Annotated in this window: 23 protein-coding genes; 1 reads left to right on the top strand and 22 read right to left on the bottom strand. The window is 28.1% G+C overall.

Annotated features, from left to right (window positions below; all coding sequences use genetic code 11):
- Positions 1-12 precede the first annotated feature (12 nt).
- The 7 genes from rnc to KGF39_RS05210 form a co-directional block, all read right to left on the bottom strand.
- Positions 13-723 (bottom strand): ribonuclease III, encoded by a 711-nt coding sequence (gene rnc / locus KGF39_RS05240; RefSeq protein ID WP_054273254.1) that lies wholly within the window; start codon positions 721-723, stop codon positions 13-15.
- 162 nt (positions 724-885) lie between these two features.
- Positions 886-1338: a CD1247 N-terminal domain-containing protein gene (locus KGF39_RS05235; RefSeq protein WP_227821465.1), complete on the bottom strand. Its 453-nt coding sequence runs from the start codon at positions 1336-1338 to the stop codon at positions 886-888.
- A 91-nt stretch (positions 1339-1429) separates the two neighbouring features.
- A complete protein-coding gene (efp, locus tag KGF39_RS05230; protein ID WP_009889023.1) occupies positions 1430-1987 on the bottom strand; it encodes an elongation factor P in 558 nt (185 codons plus the stop codon).
- A gap of 311 nt (positions 1988-2298) precedes the next feature.
- Positions 2299-2829, bottom strand: coding sequence for a hypothetical protein (locus KGF39_RS05225; protein WP_227821464.1), 531 nt, complete (start codon positions 2827-2829; stop codon positions 2299-2301).
- Positions 2819-3238, bottom strand: coding sequence for a hypothetical protein (locus KGF39_RS05220; protein ID WP_107594205.1), 420 nt, complete (start codon positions 3236-3238; stop codon positions 2819-2821). The genes KGF39_RS05225 and KGF39_RS05220 overlap by 11 nt, the downstream gene beginning before the upstream one ends.
- A 19-nt stretch (positions 3239-3257) precedes the next feature.
- Positions 3258-3977, bottom strand: a complete 720-nt coding sequence (locus tag KGF39_RS05215) for a hypothetical protein (RefSeq protein WP_227821463.1) — start codon at positions 3975-3977, stop codon at positions 3258-3260.
- Complete coding sequence (locus KGF39_RS05210) at positions 3961-4323, bottom strand: hypothetical protein (protein WP_227821462.1); 363 nt, start codon at positions 4321-4323, stop codon at positions 3961-3963. Before KGF39_RS05210 ends, KGF39_RS05215 begins: the two co-directional genes overlap by 17 nt.
- Before the next feature lie 680 nt (positions 4324-5003).
- On the opposite strand from KGF39_RS05210, the gene sigK reads away from it, so the two are divergent.
- Positions 5004-5645 (top strand): RNA polymerase sporulation sigma factor SigK, encoded by a 642-nt coding sequence (gene sigK, locus KGF39_RS05205; RefSeq protein WP_107594202.1) that lies wholly within the window; start codon positions 5004-5006, stop codon positions 5643-5645.
- 97 nt (positions 5646-5742) lie between these two features.
- On the opposite strand, the gene KGF39_RS05200 is transcribed toward sigK, so the two are convergent.
- The 15 genes from KGF39_RS05200 to steA all read right to left on the bottom strand — a co-directional run bounded on the left by KGF39_RS05200 (position 5743) and on the right by steA (position 21234).
- Positions 5743-7407, bottom strand: a complete 1665-nt coding sequence (locus tag KGF39_RS05200) for a peptidoglycan D,D-transpeptidase FtsI family protein (RefSeq protein ID WP_054273236.1) — start codon at positions 7405-7407, stop codon at positions 5743-5745.
- Between the two features lie 71 nt (positions 7408-7478).
- Positions 7479-8726 carry a peptidase U32 family protein gene (locus tag KGF39_RS05195; RefSeq protein WP_227821461.1) on the bottom strand — a complete coding sequence of 416 codons (1248 nt, stop codon included), beginning with the start codon at positions 8724-8726 and terminating at the stop codon, positions 7479-7481.
- Positions 8713-9387 carry an O-methyltransferase gene (locus KGF39_RS05190; protein WP_054273234.1) on the bottom strand — a complete coding sequence of 225 codons (675 nt, stop codon included), beginning with the start codon at positions 9385-9387 and terminating at the stop codon, positions 8713-8715. The genes KGF39_RS05195 and KGF39_RS05190 overlap by 14 nt, the downstream gene beginning before the upstream one ends.
- 171 nt (positions 9388-9558) lie before the next feature.
- On the bottom strand, positions 9559-10638 hold the full coding sequence (gene mltG / locus KGF39_RS05185; protein ID WP_227821460.1) for an endolytic transglycosylase MltG: 1080 nt from the start codon (positions 10636-10638) through the stop codon (positions 9559-9561).
- 213 nt (positions 10639-10851) lie between these two features.
- Positions 10852-12177 (bottom strand): pyrimidine-nucleoside phosphorylase, encoded by a 1326-nt coding sequence (locus tag KGF39_RS05180; protein WP_227821459.1) that lies wholly within the window; start codon positions 12175-12177, stop codon positions 10852-10854.
- A 203-nt stretch (positions 12178-12380) separates the two neighbouring features.
- Complete coding sequence (locus tag KGF39_RS05175) at positions 12381-13193, bottom strand: purine-nucleoside phosphorylase (RefSeq protein ID WP_054273231.1); 813 nt, start codon at positions 13191-13193, stop codon at positions 12381-12383.
- A 55-nt stretch (positions 13194-13248) separates the two neighbouring features.
- On the bottom strand, positions 13249-14421 hold the full coding sequence (locus KGF39_RS05170; protein WP_107594196.1) for a phosphopentomutase: 1173 nt from the start codon (positions 14419-14421) through the stop codon (positions 13249-13251).
- Between the two features lie 41 nt (positions 14422-14462).
- Positions 14463-15377 carry a tyrosine-type recombinase/integrase gene (locus tag KGF39_RS05165; protein ID WP_227821458.1) on the bottom strand — a complete coding sequence of 305 codons (915 nt, stop codon included), beginning with the start codon at positions 15375-15377 and terminating at the stop codon, positions 14463-14465.
- Between the two features lie 11 nt (positions 15378-15388).
- Positions 15389-15994 (bottom strand): stage II sporulation protein M, encoded by a 606-nt coding sequence (locus KGF39_RS05160; RefSeq protein WP_054273228.1) that lies wholly within the window; start codon positions 15992-15994, stop codon positions 15389-15391.
- Between the two features lie 67 nt (positions 15995-16061).
- Positions 16062-16598, bottom strand: coding sequence for an NUDIX hydrolase (locus KGF39_RS05155; protein WP_227821457.1), 537 nt, complete (start codon positions 16596-16598; stop codon positions 16062-16064).
- Position 16599: 1 nt separating this feature from the next.
- Positions 16600-17667, bottom strand: a complete 1068-nt coding sequence (locus KGF39_RS05150; RefSeq protein WP_227821456.1) for a DUF3866 family protein — start codon at positions 17665-17667, stop codon at positions 16600-16602.
- 4 nt (positions 17668-17671) lie between these two features.
- Entirely contained in the window at positions 17672-18496 is an 825-nt protein-coding gene (locus KGF39_RS05145) for a glycosyl transferase (RefSeq protein ID WP_227821455.1), read from the bottom strand.
- Positions 18497-18503: 7 nt separating this feature from the next.
- Positions 18504-19196, bottom strand: coding sequence for a glycosyltransferase family 2 protein (locus tag KGF39_RS05140; protein WP_227821454.1), 693 nt, complete (start codon positions 19194-19196; stop codon positions 18504-18506).
- 23 nt (positions 19197-19219) lie between these two features.
- Positions 19220-20095, bottom strand: coding sequence for a copper transporter (locus KGF39_RS05135; protein WP_227821453.1), 876 nt, complete (start codon positions 20093-20095; stop codon positions 19220-19222).
- 17 nt (positions 20096-20112) lie between these two features.
- Positions 20113-21234 carry a putative cytokinetic ring protein SteA gene (steA, locus tag KGF39_RS05130; RefSeq protein ID WP_107594194.1) on the bottom strand — a complete coding sequence of 374 codons (1122 nt, stop codon included), beginning with the start codon at positions 21232-21234 and terminating at the stop codon, positions 20113-20115.
- Positions 21235-21432 lie beyond the last annotated feature (198 nt).

Below are 21432 nucleotides of genomic sequence, written 5' to 3'. Positions count from 1 at the left end.
TACATATTATATTTATTTTTCCCATAATTTTTTCTTTAAAGCTACTTTAGCAGCTAACTGTTCAGCTTCTTTTTTACTCTTACCTTCTCCTATACCCAATACATCTTCATTAATTCCAACTTCCATTACAAATCTTTTATTATGGTCTGGTCCTTTTTCTTCTATAAGCCTGTACCAGATATTGTTTTCTCCATTACCTTGTAACACTTCTTGAAGATGTGTTTTGTAGTCTCTAAATATGTTTCCTTTTCTTGAATCATAAATTATATTTTCCATGTAATGAAGTATAAACTGTCTTGCACTTTCAAAGCCTCCATCAAGATATATGGCTGCTATTACAGCTTCAAATGCATCTGCTAATATTGAAGTTCTATGTCTTCCTCCAGTTGCTTCCTCTCCTCTGCCTAATAACATGTGAACACCTAAATTTATATCATTAGCTACTTCACTTAACGAATCTTCACAAACTATATTTGCTCTAAGTTTAGTTAGTTCCCCTTCGGGCAGATTTGCTTCTTCATTGAACAAATAATCACTTATCACTATGCCTAAAACTGAATCCCCTAAAAATTCTAACCTTTCGTTAAAATTATACTTTTTATTTTCATTAGAATATGAACTATGAGTAAGAGCTTCTAGTATATATTCTTTATTTTTAAATTTATAATTTATAACATTTTCAAATCTTTGTATATTATCTAGTAATTTTTTACTTATTTTCATATTTACATCCCTCCAAAATCCTATTCTATAAATTCTAGTGTACTATTTTTGTCCAAGTATTGCAAAACCAAAATCTATAATACTCTTCCTCATAAAAATAAAACTACCTATGAAACAAAATATCTCATAGGTATCATAGGCAGTTTTAATTCTTATGAATTTTTACTCTCTATCATCACAACTTGAACAACCACCACATGTACAATCATCATCGCAATCATCTTCTGATGATAATATTACAGCCTTACAATCAGGACAAACAACATCTACTTCATCATCATATAACAAATCTTCGTCTATTTCTACTAACTCTCCACAATTTGGGCATTCCATTTCTATATAGCTGAAGTCCTCATCATCCTCATCATCTTCTTCATAAAGATCTTCTTCCATGTCAGCAATATCTTCTTCTAAATCTGCTAAATCTTCATCTATAGATTCAACAAAATCTTGAAGTTCTTCTTGTTCTTCATCCAATGTTACAATAGCATCTGCAAATACTTCTAATGCATCAACTATTTTATGTATCATTTTCCCTTCTTTGCTTTCAGTACTTATTTCTAGTCCTTCTGCTAGGCCTTTTAAGTATGCAACTTCTTCATATAAATGTTTCATGTAACACCCCTCGCTTTCTTTTTTATATATAAACTAAAAGCTCATATATCTTATATTATTAAGACATATAAGCTTTTATATACATAAATTTTTATACTCTTGACAAATATTCACCTGTTCTAGTATCTATCTTTACTTTATCTCCAGTATTTATAAATAATGGTACTTGAACAACTGCTCCAGTTTCAACTGTAGCTGCTTTAGTTACATTACTTGCTGTATCACCTTTTATACCTGGTTCTGTATCTGTAACTTCTAACTCCGCAAAGTTTGGAGCTTCTACTTGGAATGGTTGCCCTTGATAAAATCTTATTGTAGCAACTTCATTTTCTTTTAAGAACTTAATTGCATCTTCAACTTGTTCATAGTTTAATGGTATTTGTTCAAAATTTTCTTGATCCATAAAATAATATAACTCACCATCATTGTATAGATATTGCATTTGTCTTGTATCTATAACAGCCTTAGGGAATTTTTCACTTGGATTGAAACTTTCTTCTCTTATAGCTCCTGTTTTTAAGTTTTTGTATTTAGTTCTAACGAAAGCAGCTCCTTTACCTGGCTTAACGTGTTGAAAATCAACTACTAAACATGGTTGTCCATCTTTTTCAAATGTAACACCTTTTCTAAAATCACCTGCTGATACCATTTTTTGTTCCTCCATATTAAAATAAATTTCTTATTTTTTAGTAAATTTTAAATTACTATGCCTCTAAAATTATATCTCTTACTTGAATTCTGTCAAGTCAGGATTACAAATTTTTACTAATATCATAATATCATAAGTTATACAATATAAACAAGTATTTGGCAAATTACTTATTTTATATTTTTATTATTCTCCTATACAATCTTAATCTATACATTTTACATATTGATATTATTTAATTACATAGTTCTTAGTAATTATACTTTATATGATTAATAGCTTTTATTTCTTTCTCATAAATCTATTCGTTTTCATATGCTTTCGCTAAAATTCCACACTTTTATTTTAAACTTAGTTTCATAGTTTTGACTACGCTTTGATAATTTCAATTTTATATTAACATATTGACCATTATTACTAATTGATACATACATTTCATCTACATAATCTCCAATTTCATAACCACCTGCTTGACTATTTTCACCATTTAAAGAATTCACAAATAACTTATTTCGTCTTTCATTTAATATGATTTCTTTATTACTTATGTATTCTTCATTATTAGTTATATTTTCATCTACATATCTACACTTTATAGATGTTGTCCTTTTAAAGGTTTCTTCGTCATTAGATACATTTATTATTCCCATAGAATTACTAATAATTCCTTCCATAGATTTTATGATTTCAAGAACTTGTTGTTGTAATTCTATCCTATCTTCTATTTTTAGTTTTAAATCTATTGTAAGCACGAATATAGAATATAAAACCATTATCAGAATTACAATCGAAGTTAATGATACCACACTTTCCAAAAGTAAATAGCCATATTTACGTTTCATATTTTCCCTCTTTCAGAAGTACTCTTCCACTTACAGGTGTAATTGTTATAGTTTTTCTTAATCTATTATTATATATCTCTATTGTAGATGCTTTTTGAGGTGAGCCATCAGACTTAAATTTTATTATATCAATGCTTCTAGCTATTTTTACATTTTTAGGCAGTATTATTGATTTAATATTTTTACCATCTTTTCTCAATACATAACCTTCATGTTTATCTTGATTTATATAGTATATATATGTATTGTAGTTGCTAAACATATTAATTCGCCTAACATACCTTATATCTGAACAAAGTTGACGTGCAAATAAATTTATTTTATGATTTTCAAGATTATCTTTTGGAAAAGATAATGTAACTATCAATAGTATTATACTGATAGATACTACTAATTCTATTACAGTCACATTCCTTCTTTTTTCAAAGTTATACACCCCTATACTTATACACATATACTAATTTTTTTTCATCAAAATTCTTTTTTATGTTTTCAATTATGTTTTCTTTAAGTTCTTCTTCAGATTCTTTAATATCTATTTCTGTGGATTCAGCAATCTCTTGATTGCTGATATCTTCATTCTCAGTTTTGAATTCATTTAGAAATTCATTCTTTTTAGATTCTCTATAACCATTAAACATTTTGTCATTAATTTTATTGTTATTAGATTTATCCATATAATCTTCAATATCAATTCCTACCCATGGATTTTTAATTTTTACTCTTGCTTTTATTACTTTTAATAATTCTTTTTCTCTAACTGTACTTGCTATATCAAATTCAAAAAAATCACCTCTATCGTAGATAGTATTATTTTCTACTTTTAAAGAAAGTTCTTCTAACCCGCTATAAGACGTATCTTTTATTTTTTTTATACAATCAATCATGTTATTTCCTAAGAAATATTCTCTAAATTCATCTTCATTATTAGCTTCATTAATAGCTTCTTCAACACAAGAAAGTACATTACTTACCGATATTTCTATTCCACTTAAAGAAATTTCTTTTAGTTGAGTATCCTTGTACCCTAACTCAAATATATTATTATGTGTGTAGATTAAACCTATACACATAATACACACAGTACTTATAATAGAAAATATTATCAATGTTATTATTAATATAGAGCCTTTATTTTCTAGTAACATAGCTATTAAACCTCAACTTTTTAAATTTATTTTTTATTTCTATATTTATTTCATAACATTGATAATAATCTAAAATTTGTTTTACTGTACTGCTAATCTCATATCCATTTATGTAATTTTTTTCTGTTTCATCTTCAATTGACTCATATTTACTATTTTGTATTCGATACTTCTCATCTTCTATATATTTTTTTGCTGTAGCTAACATTTCTCTATCAGATGAATTTCTACTGATAAAACCATAGCAACTATACAATGATGTAGAAACTAAGTAAACAGCCACATATAATATAGCAATACTTATTATACATTCGATTGATATAAAACCACTCTTTCTTATTTTCAATAATAAAAACCCCTAAGTAATATTTTATATAAAAATTTAACTATAAGTTTTTTCATAAATGTCTTTTATAAGTTTTTTCATTGTTACTTAAAGTTTTTCATGTTCATATACAAACATAGATTTTTTAAATCTTATTGCACCAGTAATTATATCCTTTTAATACACCACCTTCACTCTTAATAACATTAACTGAAACTACTAATCTTTACTTGTAATCAACATTGTAAAAATAATTAATTATATTTACTTTATAATGTATTGTAAGATTCTCCACCCCCTATACCTATATTTTTTATACAGTCTACTGTTTTTCTTAAATCTTTTGCTCAATATCAAAACATACATAAACATTATTTTTTATATTTTCAAATAAATAATTATGAATGATTTGTGAAAAGCATTGTTTCACTATTTATAATAATATCTTTCTCATTTATATTTATTGACACCTAAATTTCAATTTATACTTCATAAGTTAATAATTCTTTCGCCCTGTTTTATGCATCTACAACAAAACCTTAAATTTAAGTTACCATTTTTCATGTCATGTTCTATCCAAAAGTTTGCAAATATATGCTTTAAATTCTAAAAGTATGCATATTATTTTATTAGATAACAGTCAACTTGGATAAGTCTCTTTCATATAATTTAAAGTGACCGTTGAAAAGGGGGGTGACCTATTGGCAGCTCTTAAATCTTTTGAAAAACCCTTAACCCCTGAAGAAGAGATTGAGTATTTAACTAAATTTAAAATAGAAAACGATAAAAGTGCAAAAGATACATTAATTGAAAGAAACATGAGATTAGTAGCTTATATAGCAAAGAAATATAATAATTCGACGGAAGACCAAGATGACTTGATATCCATAGGTACAATAGGATTAATTAAAGCTATAGAAACTTATAATATAGACAAAGGAACTCGATTGGCAACATATGCCTCTAGATGTATTGAAAATGAGATTTTAATGAATATTAGGTCTAACAAAAAAAATAAAACTCAAGTATCTCTACAAGACCCTATCGGAACAGATAAAGAAGGTAATGAAATAAGCCTTTTAGATATACTTGGTACAGAGGCTAACTATGTTCTTGATGAAGTTGAGCTAAAAGTTCAAGTTGGAAAACTTTACGAGCAACTAAACAAAATTCTTACTCCTAGAGAAAGAGAAATTGTCCAGTTAAGATACGGGTTAACTCCTTATGGCTATAAGACGCAAAGAGAAATTGCACAAAAACTCGATATATCGAGGTCATATGTATCTAGAATCGAAAAAAAGGCTCTTAAAAAACTAGAAAAAGAGCTTGTTCAAGAAAATTAATACTATATTTAAAAGGATATATCGTACATTGTTAGACAAAACTTTCTGTCTGAAAATCAAAATTACGATATATCCTTAAATTTTAAGCTACATAATTTTATTGTATACTTTCACATATTTCTTTAAATATAGGTATTGCAGATTTACTTCCTTTTTGAGTTCCTTCTACTAGTACAGTTATTACATACTTAGGTCTTTCTTCTGGATAAAATCCAGTTATCCATCCGTGGTCTATTGCTTTTTTGTTCAAACTACTTTGAGCTGTACCTGTTTTAACTCCACATCCACCATCTAAATCCTTCAAGTCTTTGGCTGTACCAACCTTAGACACAGACTTCATATATTCTTTAACTTGTGTACACACATAGGGAGAAATAAGTTCTTCCTTTTTTGAAGATTTATAAGTTTTTATTGTATTCATATCATTGTCCACAAGACTTTTATATAAGTACAATGGTTTGAATGTTCCATTATTAGCCATTATTTGAGTCATTTGATTTATTTGCAGTGGTGTGAATTCTATATTTTCTTGACCTATAGCTAAATTTCGTATTGATATATTTTTGGGAGCTTCCCTAATTTTTTCTTCATCAAGACCAATATCAACTTTTTCAAATAAATGCAATTTTTCAGCAGATTTCAAAATCTTTTCTTTGCCAAGCTTCATAGCTATATCTAAAAATGCAGGATTGCATGAATTAGAAAAAGCTTGTCTTAAATTTTGAAAACCATGCCCATCTCTTTTGTTACATCTTAGTATCTCATTAGTATTCCCAACTTTAGTCTTTCCTGTACAATTATAAGTGTAGTTCTCATCTATAACACCATTTTCAAGTGCAGAAAATAAAACTACCATCTTAAATACAGACCCTGGTGGATATGTCGCTTTTATAACTCTATTTTCAAATTCCCCATTTTTTCCTTTTAAACTTTTTGATATGTCATTTTGGTCAAAATTAGGTCTAGAACACATTGCAAGAATTTCACCTGTAGATACCTCTGAGATTACTACTGCTGTAGGATTTTCTTCTTTGTTTAGTATCTGTTCTAATTTTTTTTGAATGTTATAATCAATTGTAGTTTTTAGATGTCTATCTTTATCCTTATCATCAACAGTTTTTACACTTCCCTTTAGTATGTTTAGAGACTTTTCATTTCCTGCATCTCCAGCTTTAAAAGCACTTATATACTTTTCATTTGAATTTCTAAGCACACTATCCATACTCTTTTCAATTCCTGATTGACCTGATTTATCGTCTTCTTTTATATATCCTATTGTATGTGATAATAAACCATCTTTTGAATATCTCATAGTTTTTTCTTCTACCATTATTCCATTTTTCTCAAGCTCTTTTTTCATGCTCCTATCAATCTTTTTAGCCTGAATCTGTATTATAGGACGTGTCAATTGTTCTTGTATAGCTTTATATATATCTAAATCATTCATCTTAGTAGCTTTCTTAACAAGCTCTAAAATTTTATAGTTATTATTTAATTTTTCTTTTTCAACAACCAATACCTGAGACTTACTTGTATCTGTAAGTTTTTTGTTATTTCTATCATAGATTATTCCTCTTCCACTATTTAACTCTACTTTCTCAACACTTTGCGATTCAACACTTTGTTTGTATTTATCACCTTTTAATACCTGTATATCAACTAGTCTATAAATTAAAACACTATAAATTATTAAAATTATAGTAAATATATACCAGCTTCTCTTTCCCACTTTTTTCAAAAATGGAGTCTTCTTTTTTGACATGAAATCACCCCTTAGATAATTTCATTATTGACAATTTCTAAGGGGCTAATACTATTTTTATCAATTTTTTATTATTCTTCAACCTTTTCTTCTATAACTTTTCTAAGCATATAATCTTTACCAACTTTTACTGATAGCTTTAACTTCACTATTTGTCTAGGATGAGGAGCTGACTCTATAGCTTCTCCCTCTTCATTATACATTTCTTCAATTTTAGTAAACATAGTTTCTTTATATGGTCCCATGACCTCTATTTCATCACCAACACACATTTTATTTCTTTGCTCAACTACAATAAGACCATCTTCATCTTCTGTTTCTCTGACTATACCTATAAAATCATAGTTTCTAACATATGATGCTGATTGATAGTTTTGGTCTTCTGTTGTTGGTTTATTCAAGTAAAAACCTGATGTAAAATGTCTATGACTACCTTTCTTTAACTCTTCCATCCACATTGGATTAAACTTCCAGTTTTCTGGGTCTTTGTAAAATTCATCTATTGCCATTCTGTATGCTCTTACAACAGTAGCTACATAGTATGCAGTCTTCATTCTACCTTCTATTTTTAAACTTGTTATACCAGATTTGATTAATTCTGGTATATACTCTATCATACATAAATCTTTTGAGTTAAAAAAGAATGTACCTCTTTCATCTTCATATATTGGGAAATACTCTCCAGGTCTTTTTTCTTCAACTAAGTGATATTGCCATCTACAAGATTGAGCACAAGAACCTTTATTGGCATCTCTTCCAGTCATGTAGTTGCTTATTAGACATCTCCCAGAATAAGAAATACACATAGCACCGTGCATAAACGCTTCTATATCCATATCTAAAGGTGTTTTTGCTCTTATCTCAGATATTTCATCAAAAGACAATTCTCTTGCCACTACAACTCTTTTTATTCCATGCTCGTACCAGAAATTTGCACTTAGATAATTAGTTGTATTCGCTTGTGTACTTAAATGTATTTCCATATTCGGAATTACTTTTTTAATAACACTAAGCACTCCTGGGTCAGCTATTATAACTGCATCTATACCTATCTCTTCTAATTCCAACAAATAATCTTCTAATTGTAGAAAATCTTCATTATGAGGTATTATATTTACTGTTACAAATACTTTTTTACCTCTTTCATGTGCAAAAGCTACTCCTTCTGCCATATCTTCCTTACTAAAATTCTTTGCGGCAGACCTCATTCCAAAAATTTCTCCACCTATATAAACAGCATCTGCTCCATATGTTATAGCTATTTTCAATCTCTCCAAATCACCTGCTGGAGCTAAAAGTTCAACTTTATTTAATTCCATCTACGTCACCTCTTTTACTTTCTTTATAACTTAGTGCCACACCATCACCTATTGGTATCAATGATGTACTTAAATAGTCACAATTACATATATAATCTAAATAATTTCTCATCCTTTTTACTATGGTCTTCTTTCTTCTTACAACAAAATCATCATGAGCAACCATACCTTTATATAAAATATTATCAGATACTAAAAGTCCACCATCTTTTAGTTTATCTATAACTAAATCAAAGAATAACTTGTATTGCCCTTTAGCTGCATCTATAAATATAAGGTCAAATTCACCTTGGACTTGACTAAGTTTTTCTTCTGCATCTCCTTCTAGTATAGTTATGTTATTGTCAAATCCAGCTAATTTTATATTTTCTTTTGCTTTTTCTATCATTTTTTCATTTCTCTCAACAGTTACGATATCTGCATCTTTCCCTATAATAGTTGCAAAAAAAATAGAAGAATAACCAATAGCACACCCTACTTCTAAAACTCTCTTTGGCTTTTGAATCTTTAATAATACTTTTAATAAATCTGAGACCTCTTTATGTATTATAGGAACACTATTTTCCTCTGCATAAATTTCCAAATCTTTTAAAAGTCCTTCTTTTTCTTTTAATGTCACTCTTATATAATCTTCAACCAAATCATTAACTATATTACTCATAAAAACACTCCCTAAAATAATAAATGTTCAAGTTTTGTCTTAATTTATTATTTTTTAAATTCATATTGTTATATATATTTACACTTTCTTTATTATAAATCTAAGAATAACAATTTTCAATAAAAAAGCCCAACATTATTCTTACCCTGTTAGACTTTTTATAATCATTGTTTATTCTTTTGTATTCTCTTTATTCGTTGCCTTTGTATCTTTTGCTTGCTTATCTCTTGCTTCTTTATACTCTTTAACATATTTTAAATGGTCTTGATAGTTTGTACTATAGTTATTTCCACCATCAATCTTAGCTACAAAGTATAAATAGTCTGTCTTGTCTGGATATAGTGCTGCTTCAATAGATTTTATACCAGGATTTGATATTGGTGTAGGAGGTAATCCTTTATTTTTGTAACTATTATATGGTGAATTAATTTTTAAATCATCATACGTTACAATTTTCTTTCTCTCTTCAAATATATATTGTATTGTAGCATCTGATTGAAGAGGCATACCTACCTTAAGTCTATTATAAAACACACTTGATATTATTGGTCTATCTTTGTCAAGAACAGCTTCTTTCTCAATTATTGAAGCCATTTCCATTACTTCTTGAAGAGTCATCTTTGATTCTTTTTGTTTCTTTTTAAACTTGTCCATATATTTACTGTCAAATACATTTAACATTTCGCTTAGAATATCTTTTTCTGATTGCTTCTTTGAATTAAAATAATACGTTTCTGGATACAAGAACCCTTCTAAAGAAGTTATTCCATCTTCTTTCAAGTATGGAAATTTATCATAAAATTCTTGAGGCTCTTTTATTAATTTTTCAAAAGTAGCTTTATCCCCTAAATTTTTATTTACTAACATTGCTATAATTTCTTTGGATGTAGCACCCTCTGGAATAGTTACTTTTATACCATTCTGATATATTTTGCCTGAAACTAAAAGACTTATTATATCATTATTTGAATATGATTGATTAAGTAAGTATGTTCCTGATTTTATAGATGGAGCTTTATTGCTAACCTTTACCAAAAGTTTAAATAATAGTTCATTTTTTATTAATTTATTTTCATATAATATGTCAGATATTTTTCCAACAGATGCTCCACTTGGAATATCGATAATTACATCATTCTTGTTACTTTTATCATAAGGACCTATTTGCATAGATACAAATATCCCTGCTAAAATAATTAATATAACAATAATTAATGCTGTTAACTTTAATCTATTTTTTTTAAATCTCATAATATAATCTACTCCTTATGTATATTTATCCATTTTCTATTATAAAGCTAGATACTTTAATTTTCAATCATCTTGTAGAATAAAATTATTTATATTGTAAAAAATGTTTTAAAATATATATTTTTGTTACCATTTATCGCTTATCAAAAAAATAAAAAACCTAACACTATTTTTGACATGTTAGGTCTTTTATAATCACTTTTCTAAAATTTTCTAAAACTTTTTAATTTCATCTTTAGTTACAATACCATATATTAATTTATTTTTGTCTATTTTTTCATCTACAATAGAATATGAATCAATAAATCTGTCTTTTGCAAATGATAGTTTTTGTTCATCATCATAATACATATATGCTAAAATGTCACCTTCATTTACAAAATCTCCAACTTTCTTTTCTAAAATTACCCCTGCTGATAAATCTAAAATATCCTCTTTAGTTTCTCTGCCTGCTCCAAGAATCATAGCTGACACACCAACATCTTCAGCTTTAATTTTGCTTATATAACCTGATTTATTTGATTTAACTGGATATTTATATTTTGATTTTTTGAATAGAGAATAATCATCTACTACATCTTTATTCCCACCTTGGTTTTCTATAAACTCTTTAAGTTTATGTATAGCACTACCAGATTTTATAGATTCTTTTATCTTTTTTACACCATCATCAAAATTGTCTACAACTCTTGATAAAACCAACATATATGCTCCTAATACTTCACATAGTTCAACAAGGTCTTCAGGACCATTTCCTTTTAAAGTCTCAATGGCTTCTATAACTTCCAAAGAATTCCCTACTGCAAACCCTAAAGGCTCATCCATATCTGTTACAATTCCTATTGTATCCCTATTCATACCAGTACCTATATCAACCATAGATTTCGCTAATTCAAAAGACTCTTCTAAAGTCTTCATAAATGCTCCATCTCCAGTTTTTACATCTAACACAATTGCATCAGCCCCTGAAGCTAATTTTTTAGACATTACACTGGATGCTATTAATGATATATTATCAACTGTAGCTGTAACATCTCTAAGAGCATATATTTTCTTATCTGCAATTGCTACCTTTGCACTTTGACCACAAACTGCTATTTTAGACTTATTTACAGAGTCAATAAACTTATTTATATTCATTTCTGTTGAAAAACCTGGTATAGACTCCAATTTATCAATAGTACCACCAGTATGACCAAGACCTCTACCAGACATCTTTGCAACTGGTGCTCCACATGAAGCAACCAAAGGTATAAGAGCTATAGTGGTCTTATCTCCAACACCACCAGTACTATGTTTATCCACTTTTATACCATCTATATCTGATAAGTTTATCATGTCACCTGAGTTCATCATTGCTTCTGTAAGATACACAGTTTCCTGTTTATTCATCTTATTTAAATAAATAGACATTAACAGTGCAGAAGCTTGATAATCAGGAATATCCCCTTTTGAATAGTTTTCTATAAAATAATTTATTTCTTCTTTACTAAGTTCTAGATTATCTCTCTTCTTTTTTATAATATCATACATTCTCATACTTGAAATCTCCATTCTACTCTTTAATAATTTAAATAAGTTTTAAACTTTAAAATATTTTTAAATATGATAGTATTATAAAAAAACTGTCCCTTATTAGAAATAACTTTCTATATCAAGACAGCTCCTTATTAATTATTTTTAAATCAAACATTGACTATTTTGTTATAAATTTATTCAAAAATTTTATAAATTCAAGATATTTATAAATTTTCAACTGTACTTTTAACTAGGTTCATAAATTCTACTTTAACTTTTTTAGTAGTCTGTATTACTTCCTCATGACTTAGTGGCTGATTTAAGATACCAGCAGCCATATTTGTTATACAAGATATACCAATAACACTTATATTAGAGTGTGCTGCTACTATGACTTCTGGAACAGTAGACATACCTACAGCATCAGCTCCTAAAATTTGAGCCATTCTTACTTCTGCTGGTGTTTCATAGTTTGGTCCACTAAAAAACATATAAACACCTTCTTTTACATCTATACTGTATTGCTTAGCACACTCTTTAACTATATCTACATATTTAGAAGAATAGGCATCTGACATATCTGGAAATCTAGCTCCAAGCCTATCATCATTTTTCCCTACCAATGGATTATTCCCACTAAAGTTTATATGGTCTCTTATAATCATCAAATCTCCTGCTTTAAACTTTTTATTTACGCCTCCAGCAGCATTAGTTACTATAAGAATCTCAACTCCTAAGGCTTTCATAACTCTTACAGGAAAAGTAGCTTCTTTCTGAGAGTATCCTTCATAATAATGAAATCTACCCTGCATAGCAATTACTTCTTTTCCTCCAAGTTTTCCAATAACAAGTTGTCCAGCATGTCCTTCTACAGTTGATACAGGGAAATTTGGAATTTCGCTATATTTAATTGTAACAGAACCTTCTATATCATTTGCTAAATCGCCAAGTCCAGAACCTAATATCAAACCAATTTTAGGCTTTATATTGATTTTAGAATTTATAAATTTACTACTTTGTTCTATCTTTTCAAACATTCCAATCCCTCCATCCTATTAAGTTAAGTTTTTTAACTTTTTATCATTTTCTAATTTAAAATAAATCTTCTTTAAAACTTGACCCATGTTTAGGCAATTTTACATTTAATATATCTGCAACAGTTGCTCCAATATCAGCAAATGTATCTTTCACTCCTAAATTAAAACCTTTCTTAACCTTTTTACCATAAATCATAACTGGAATATATTCTCTCGTATGGTCTGTACCTTTATATGTTGGGTCATTCCCATGGTCTGCATTGATTATTAGAATATCATCTTCTCTCATATTGTCCATTATTTCAGGAAGTCTACTATCAAACTCTTCAAGGGCTTTCTTATATCCTTCTGGGTCTCTTCTATGACCATATTTAGAATCAAAATCAACAAGATTTGAATATATCAGACCTTTATTATCTTGTTTCATATAATTTAAAGTTTCATCTACTCCATCCATATTACTTTTAGTGTGAATAGCCTCTGTAATTCCTTTTCCATTAAAAATATCTTCTATTTTTCCAACTGCTAAAACGTCAAATCCTGATTCTTTTATATTGTCAAGAACTGTTGGCTCAAATGGGTCTAATGAATAATCTCTTCTATTTGAAGTTCTCACAAATTCACCTTTTTTCTTACCTATGAATGGTCTAGCTATTACTCTAGCTACTGCATTATCTCCCATCATTATTTCCCTAGCTATTTTACACATCTTATAAAGTTCTTCTAGTGGTATTATTTCTTCATTAGCAGCTATTTGAAATACACTATCAGCTGAAGTATATACTATTACATCGCCAGTTTTTATTTGATGTTCTCCATACTCGTCTATTATTACAGTTCCTGAAGCTGGTTTATTTCCTACTACTCTTCTTCCAGTTTTCTCCTCAAATTCTTCTATTATTTCTTTTGAGAATCCATGTTCAAATGTCTTAAAAGGTTTTTCAACTATTATACCAGTCATTTCCCAATGACCAGTAGTAGTATCTTTTCCTTGAGACATTTCCTTACATTTTCCAAAACAACCTATTGGATCTTTTATACTTTCAAAAAAATCTACACCATCTATATTTCCTATACCCAGTTTTCTCATATTAGGAATCTTTATATCTGGATATTCCCTGAATATATTTCCAAGAGTACTTACATCCTTACTATCTCCAAAATTTTCAGCATCAGGCAATGCTCCTATCCCAACACTATCAATTACAATCCAAATTACTCTGCTCATATAAATATACTCCTTTTAAATTATAAAATTTGCTATACAGTCTATTTAGCTTCTGCTTTTTGTAATTCTATATCAATATCATTTCTAGGATGTTTTTCCTTTATTTCTCTTCTCACGTTTTTATCTATATGATTTAAATATACTTGCAAACTAGATAAATTAACATTTCCTAAAATTTTACTCACAACAGCAATGTTAGCGCCTTCATTTAACAGATGAATTGCAAATGAATGTCTAAGCATTGTAGGATTTATATTTTTATCTATATTAGCTAAATTAGAATATTTTCTTATAACTTTCCAAAGACCTTGTCGTGTAAACCTTTGACCTAATGAACTTACAAATAATGATTTTTCACCTTCTACAGCGATTTTAGGTCTTGCTTCTTTTAAATATTTCTCTAAATAAAGTTTTGTAATATCACAAAGTGGTATCACTCTTTGACTTTTACAGCATGAATTACAATAAATATAATCAATGTCAAGGTCAACATCTTCTATATTCATATCTACTAATTCAGATACTTTTATACCAGTACCATATAATACTTCGAAAATAGCCTTGTCTCTAATCAACTTAGGTGTTGTTAACTTTGGAAAGTTTAGTAATCTTTCAATTTCTTCTTCTGTAAGTATATTTATATCTTCTTTTTTTATTTTAGGTTTTTTTATATCCTTTGCAGGATTATTTGTACATACATGATTTAAAAATAAATAATCATGAAAAGATTTTATAGATGATATCATCCTCGCTATTGTAGCTATTGATACATTATCTTTTTCCAACTTTATTAAGTAACTTATAATATCATTTTCCACTATATCTACTAGTTTAATACTTTTTTGATTTATATATTCCATATATTTTTTTATATCCATAACGTATGATGCCACTGTATTTTCTGATAATCTTTTTTTATCTTTTATGTAATCTATATATCCCTCTATAATATCCATTATAAACTCCTTTATTTAACTAGGAACTTAATAATACCAATACTTACAGTATTCAATATTAATTGCAACCCCAATGATAGTGCTATTATAATTATAATATTTAGTATATACCTCTTAACTAAAAATTGCATATTTTTTTTATTTTTCTTTTTAAATTCATAAACCATCTCTTTAAAATAGCTTAGACTAATTAATGTTAGTATGATTGCACATGGAATAATAATCAAATTTTTAAATAATATTATTAAAATCATTTTTATACTTTTAAATTTTAATGCCAGTATACAACTATTTATCGTATAACCAATTGACATACCTTTTAATACAAAAGCTACCAGCACTGCTGGAATTGTTACTACAAACAGACTCAATAGAGCTATTGAACCCATAAAGATTACATCTGATTTTAAATTTTGTATAACTGTATCTTTTATGTTTATATTTAGATTGTAATACTCTACAGCAGGATTTATATTATTTAATATATTGTCACTAGAACCTGGTAAAATTTTATTTATGTAAGACCCAACAACAATAGACATCATAAACAACAATCCTATAATAATTATTTGTCTATTCAATTCTCTAAAATCATTTTTTCTATATGTTCTTCTCAATTTTATTCCCCCTTGTCCTTTATAAAATAATATGCTTTAGGACAAGGGGTTATTCATTTTATAAATATTAATTTTTAAACAAATCTTTTACTAATAATAATCCAATAGAAGTTTTTGCATCCTCAACATCATTTTTTAATACCATATTATATGCTTCTTCAAGCTCAATTTCATAGACATCTAAAAACTCATCTGCATCTAGATTATTATCTCCTGGAGTAAGACCTGTTGCTAAATATACGAACATTATCTCATTAGAAAAACCTGCTGAAGTGAAAAATTTATGTATTAGCTTAATATTTTTTGCACTATAACCAGTTTCTTCTTTTAATTCTCTTTCAGCACATTCTTTTGGACTTTCATTTTTTTCTAGTTTACCAGCTGGAATTTCAAAGATTGGCTTTTCTATAGGTTTTCTAAATTGCTTAACTAGTACAACTTTATTATCATCTGTAATTGCAACTATTCCTACTGCCCCACCAACTTCTACTAACTCCCTTTTTTGATAGCCTTGCCCTGGAATTTCAACAGTATCAACCTTTAAAGTAATTACTTTACCTGTATAAACCCTATCACTACTAATAGTTTTTTCTTCTAATACCATCTTAAACCTCCATTAAGTAATATGCTGCTGTACTTGCAGCTTTGAAAAATGCTTCATCTTGTTCATAATTTCTTCCCATACTTTTTACTTTTAGATTAAAATAGTCTAAATCCTCTTTAGTTTTATTATTATCTATATAAATTATATTATGCTTTTTGTCTAAAGCACTTGAATTAACTTGCTCTTTTATAAATTTTAATTTTTCATCATCATATATAGTTATTGGTATATCTACATTTACATTTACAATGTCTTTAAGTATAGTCATACTATGATGTGAAATGCCTTGATGTCTTTCTCGTTTATCAGCAAAACTAATTCTTGGAATCGCTATTGCTCTTCCTCCAAGTTTTTTTACAGCATCAAGAATTGGACCTTGTTCAATTCCTGTAAATCCATACTTCGTTCCTGTCCCAGCAATTCCTGGTCCCATACTTACAAATACTACATCTGCTTTTAATACTTCTTTTGCTGTAATTAGTGCAGTATATATATTTATACATTCACAATCTCCACCAAATGCATTTCCTATAGTTATTGTACTATCTATTATTTTTTTTTCTTTTAAAGTACTCACATTTTTACTTAAATAAATTGGAAGAGATGCTCCATCAGTCATTATATATACTAATTTTTTATTTGGATTATTTCTTTTAAATGAAGCTGCAAATGGAGTCAGCATACTGTGGAGAGTTCCCACTACAACAGAAAGACCTTCTAAGCTTTTAAACTTCTCAAATTCATCATGATAAATACTCTCTTGTTCTTCAACAGAATCCACTTTTATTTGAAGAGGTGTATATCTAAGTTTCATTATATGACCACCTTCAGTTAAGGTAGATTCTAAATTATTTAAATTAGTTATTACAAAATGGTATCCACCTGTACCTAAGCTCAGTTCTACTGCTGTTGTATTTAAGACTACTTCATCTCCTATACTTATAGTTCCAGATATTTTTGGATAATTATATGCCCTTTGTATTTCCCCATTTATATTTACTCTTATATCATCTAGAGTTTCAGTTTGACTTACTATTGATTCAACAGTCCCCATTCTTTTGCTTATCATAATGTTACCTTCCCAATTTATCTATAAAATTTAATAATTTATTTTTTTCTATTATTTTAGTCAATGAGTATTTCTCAGTGAACATATGCATAATAATTACAAATATTAGCCAGCCTAATCTAACGTTAAATGGATACCCAAAAGAAATAAGCATTCCAATAGATATTCCAAGGACATTTGAACCAGTATCTCCCATCATAGCCCTTGCCTTTAAATCATAATTAAAATATGCAAGTACATTTGGTACTATAAGTAATGGAAGAACTTGAACAAATCCTGTCAATGTTAAAAATATAATTACCATTATGAATAAATATGCTTTTATTGCCCTTCCTGGTCTTAAATCCAAAAGATTCATCAAATTAGTTGATAGAGCTATTATTAGTGTATTTATCATTATATCAATTAGATCCTTTGATATAGAAACAGAAACTATAAGTCCTACAAATCCACCAAATAAAGCTTTAAAACCTCCTGTTGTAAGACTTCCTTTAAATAGACTTTTAAAATGCCCCTTTAAACCACTTACATCTCTATTTCCAACAACATCGTCTAGTATCCCTGCAAAAAACATGGATATCATGCCAAACATAAACATAAATATATATGCTAAATCCTTAAATTCTGTAGTAAAGAAAGCAAGTACTATTCCATTAATTACAATCATAGGCAAAAATACAATTCCCATACTTACTGGTATCATATCTTTTTTATAGTTTGGTCTAAGTACATTTCCATTTATCAATAAATTCTTAAATAGTGGAATTACAGCATAGGTTCCAAATAATCCAGTTAATAATAAAATGGTATAAAGTATATAATCTTTCACTAAGATATTACCTCCATTCTTTCTTTTTTTGTCCCAAAACCTTTTTTATATGATAATACTGTTTCCCTCTATGAATAAAACCTTTTAAATTTCTTCCTGTTTCATTATGAGTCATATTTACTAATACTTCTTTAATTTTAAATCCATACTTTAATATATCAATGGTCATTCCAACTTCTACTCCATATCCAAAAGGTATTTCATCAAATTTTTCTAAAACTTCTCTTTTAAATATTCTTTGACCTGATAAAGTTGCATCTAACTCAACACCAGTCATCTCAAACACAGAATTCTTAGCTAAACCCTTTACAAAACCCAAGCCTCCTTTTTTCTTTGCAGGAGGAAACTTGGCTATAGTAACATCAGCATCACCATTTAATATAGGTACAATTAATTTTTCAACTTCTTTAGCAGAACTTTCTAAATCTCCATCTAAAAACCCTATAATATCTGCATTTTTCATTGATAACTTAATACCATAATTTAAAGCATATCCTTTACCTCTATTCTTATCTAACTTAAAAAATTTAATCTTTTCATTCTCTAGTTTAGATACAACGTTAGCAGTATTATCAGTTGAGCCATCATCAACAACTATTATTTCATTTATTTGCTTAATATCCACTATACTTTCTAATGTATATTTTATTCTACTTTCTTCATTATAAGCTGGTATTATTATACTTATATAAGAATCCATTTTTTATCTCCTTAAAATTATTTCTATTTAATAGATGGCAACAATGAAGTTGCAGTATCTAATCTACCAAAATTACCAACTATATTACCTTGTTGTAAAAGAATAGCTAAAGATAAACTTCCTACACCTTCATCAATATTATCTATAGTTGCAATCTTGTTTTTAGAATATAGCCCTACATAAGAAGTTTTAACTCCTGTATTTTGAACTTCAACTAAATATTTATTTTCTGATTTAAGTTTTGAAACTACAAATTTTTCTATCTTTTCAAACTGTTTTGTACTATCTTTTGCATCATTTCCACCAGCTATTACAACAGAATCATATTTTAGATATGTATTGTCAAGAGAGTTAAATTTTATTACATCTAGCTCTTGAAGATATGTCAGAATATCACTTGCATCTTCCTTTTTAAGAGTATCAATTATATAATTAACTGCATCATTTGCATTTTTTACCTCTGTACCTAATTTAGTTGAGATTTCTTTTAACTTTTCTGGATTTGCTATATTTTCTTTTAATACTATATTAAATGCAACACTTCCATTAGATTTATTTATTATGTCTTCTATATTCTTTGTATAATCGTCATTTTCATTAGCTGATATTATTCCTATACTTTTACCATTCAATAAACCAGCTAAAATCTTATCTACATTTTTATTTATAAAATTAACTGCTTCTTCATAATCTCTATTTACATTTGCTAGGTCACTGCCAAGTTTATCATTTTTTTCTTTTAAGATACTAAATTTATCATCTAAATCATTTATTATATTTGCTTGTTGTTCACTTAATTGTTGATTATTATTTAAATTAAATCCTACTAACATGCCTATACCCAAAGCTATAAATATAGCACCTATAGTGACTATATAATATTTCATATTAATATGCATATTTATCCTCCTAAAATTTACATCTGTAATAATACTCTAAACTTCAATTGCATTAGCTGTATGAATTGTTGAACTCCTGGTGACAATGATGCAACTACCAACACAGGAAATAATGCTGTTGCTATTAATGCCCATATGTACTTTATTTTTAATTTACTTCTATATAACAAATTCACTCCTTTAGCATCTATAAGTTTTGAACCTATTTTGAGTCTAACTAAAAAAGTACTTGCCATACCTTTTCTTCCTTTTTCAAGGAAATCAATCATGTTTGAATGTGTGCCAACCGCCACTATTAGCTCCGCTTTATACTCATAAGCGATAAGCATAGCTATATCTTCACTAGTTCCTGGTGCAGGAAATACAACTGCATCCAAACCTAATTCCTGAACCCTCTCAAGACCTGGTGCTCTTCCATCTGTATAAGCATGTACTACTATTTCACTAGCCTTTTTTAACGCTTCATCACTTACACTATCCATATCTCCTACAATTACATCTGGAGTATATCCAAACTCAATTAAAGCATCTGCTCCTCCATCAACACCAACTAAAACTGGCTTTACCTCTTCTATATAAGAAAGCATTGTACTTAAATCTTCTTTATAGTCCTGACCTCTTACAACTATCAATACATGTTTATTAGCATAATTAGTTTTCACTTTTGGAATTTCTACTTCTCCAAGTATAAATCCTTTTTCTTTTTTAGCATAATCTATAGTATTATCTATAAATCTGTCCAATTCTACAGCTAAATTCTCATAAGCAGCCTTTATTTGATGTGCAACTTCATACTTGTCCAAAACTTCGCCTGCACCTAAAAATTTCCCTTCTCTATATATCTTTCCATCTACAACTTCTATAGTCTGTCCTTCTTTTAATTCTTCAAATAACTCTTCTCCAATATTATCAATTATTAGTATATTATTCTCAGTTAATATTCCTGGACCTTTATTGGGATACCTACCACTTATAGAAGGAGCCGCATTTATGACAAGTTTTATTTTAGCTTCTACTAAAGAGTTTGCAGCAACTTCATCTATATCGATATGATTTATAACTGCTATTTCCCCACTTCCAACTCTTTTAGCAAGTTTTTTGGTTTTTCGATCTACTTTTATAGGGGCCTCGACTCTCATTTTTAAACCTCCACTATCATTATTAAAATCACATTATATTATAGCATTACTTAACAATAAAATAAATGTTTTAAGTTTGTTTTGCATCTTGGGTATTCACAATGCTATATTTCATCATTTTTTTATTTAATATATTCCATAATACACTTAAAAATACAAGGTTTATCTACATTAAAGCCAATATTTATATTAAAAAAT

The sequence above is a fragment of the Clostridioides sp. ZZV14-6345 genome (assembly GCF_020657775.1).
Taxonomy (GTDB): Bacteria; Bacillota; Clostridia; order Peptostreptococcales; family Peptostreptococcaceae; genus Clostridioides; species Clostridioides difficile_D.
The sequence above is the reverse complement of the archived record's forward strand: the minus strand, read 5'-3'. Positions and strand labels throughout refer to the sequence as shown.

What these genes read in the sequence shown, in the direction of transcription:
- KGF39_RS05190 (WP_054273234.1), bottom strand. Translation starts at nt 9,387, where the DNA reads ATGAGTAATATAGTTAATGATTTGGTTGAAGATTATATAAGAGTGACA.
- KGF39_RS05170 (WP_107594196.1), bottom strand. Translation starts at nt 14,421, where the DNA reads ATGAGCAGAGTAATTTGGATTGTAATTGATAGTGTTGGGATAGGAGCA.
- efp (WP_009889023.1), bottom strand. Translation starts at nt 1,987, where the DNA reads ATGGTATCAGCAGGTGATTTTAGAAAAGGTGTTACATTTGAAAAAGAT.
- mltG (WP_227821460.1), bottom strand. Translation starts at nt 10,638, where the DNA reads ATGAGATTTAAAAAAAATAGATTAAAGTTAACAGCATTAATTATTGTT.
- rnc (WP_054273254.1), bottom strand. Translation starts at nt 723, where the DNA reads ATGAAAATAAGTAAAAAATTACTAGATAATATACAAAGATTTGAAAAT.
- KGF39_RS05215 (WP_227821463.1), bottom strand. Translation starts at nt 3,977, where the DNA reads ATGTTACTAGAAAATAAAGGCTCTATATTAATAATAACATTGATAATA.
- KGF39_RS05200 (WP_054273236.1), bottom strand. Translation starts at nt 7,407, where the DNA reads ATGTCAAAAAAGAAGACTCCATTTTTGAAAAAAGTGGGAAAGAGAAGC.
- KGF39_RS05195 (WP_227821461.1), bottom strand. Translation starts at nt 8,726, where the DNA reads ATGGAATTAAATAAAGTTGAACTTTTAGCTCCAGCAGGTGATTTGGAG.
- KGF39_RS05150 (WP_227821456.1), bottom strand. Translation starts at nt 17,667, where the DNA reads ATGATAAGCAAAAGAATGGGGACTGTTGAATCAATAGTAAGTCAAACT.
- KGF39_RS05175 (WP_054273231.1), bottom strand. Translation starts at nt 13,193, where the DNA reads ATGTTTGAAAAGATAGAACAAAGTAGTAAATTTATAAATTCTAAAATC.
- KGF39_RS05180 (WP_227821459.1), bottom strand. Translation starts at nt 12,177, where the DNA reads ATGAGAATGTATGATATTATAAAAAAGAAGAGAGATAATCTAGAACTT.
- KGF39_RS05225 (WP_227821464.1), bottom strand. Translation starts at nt 2,829, where the DNA reads ATGAAACGTAAATATGGCTATTTACTTTTGGAAAGTGTGGTATCATTA.
- KGF39_RS05140 (WP_227821454.1), bottom strand. Translation starts at nt 19,196, where the DNA reads ATGGATTCTTATATAAGTATAATAATACCAGCTTATAATGAAGAAAGT.
- KGF39_RS05235 (WP_227821465.1), bottom strand. Translation starts at nt 1,338, where the DNA reads ATGAAACATTTATATGAAGAAGTTGCATACTTAAAAGGCCTAGCAGAA.
- steA (WP_107594194.1), bottom strand. Translation starts at nt 21,234, where the DNA reads ATGAGAGTCGAGGCCCCTATAAAAGTAGATCGAAAAACCAAAAAACTT.
- KGF39_RS05155 (WP_227821457.1), bottom strand. Translation starts at nt 16,598, where the DNA reads ATGGTATTAGAAGAAAAAACTATTAGTAGTGATAGGGTTTATACAGGT.
- KGF39_RS05165 (WP_227821458.1), bottom strand. Translation starts at nt 15,377, where the DNA reads ATGGATATTATAGAGGGATATATAGATTACATAAAAGATAAAAAAAGA.
- KGF39_RS05135 (WP_227821453.1), bottom strand. Translation starts at nt 20,095, where the DNA reads ATGCATATTAATATGAAATATTATATAGTCACTATAGGTGCTATATTT.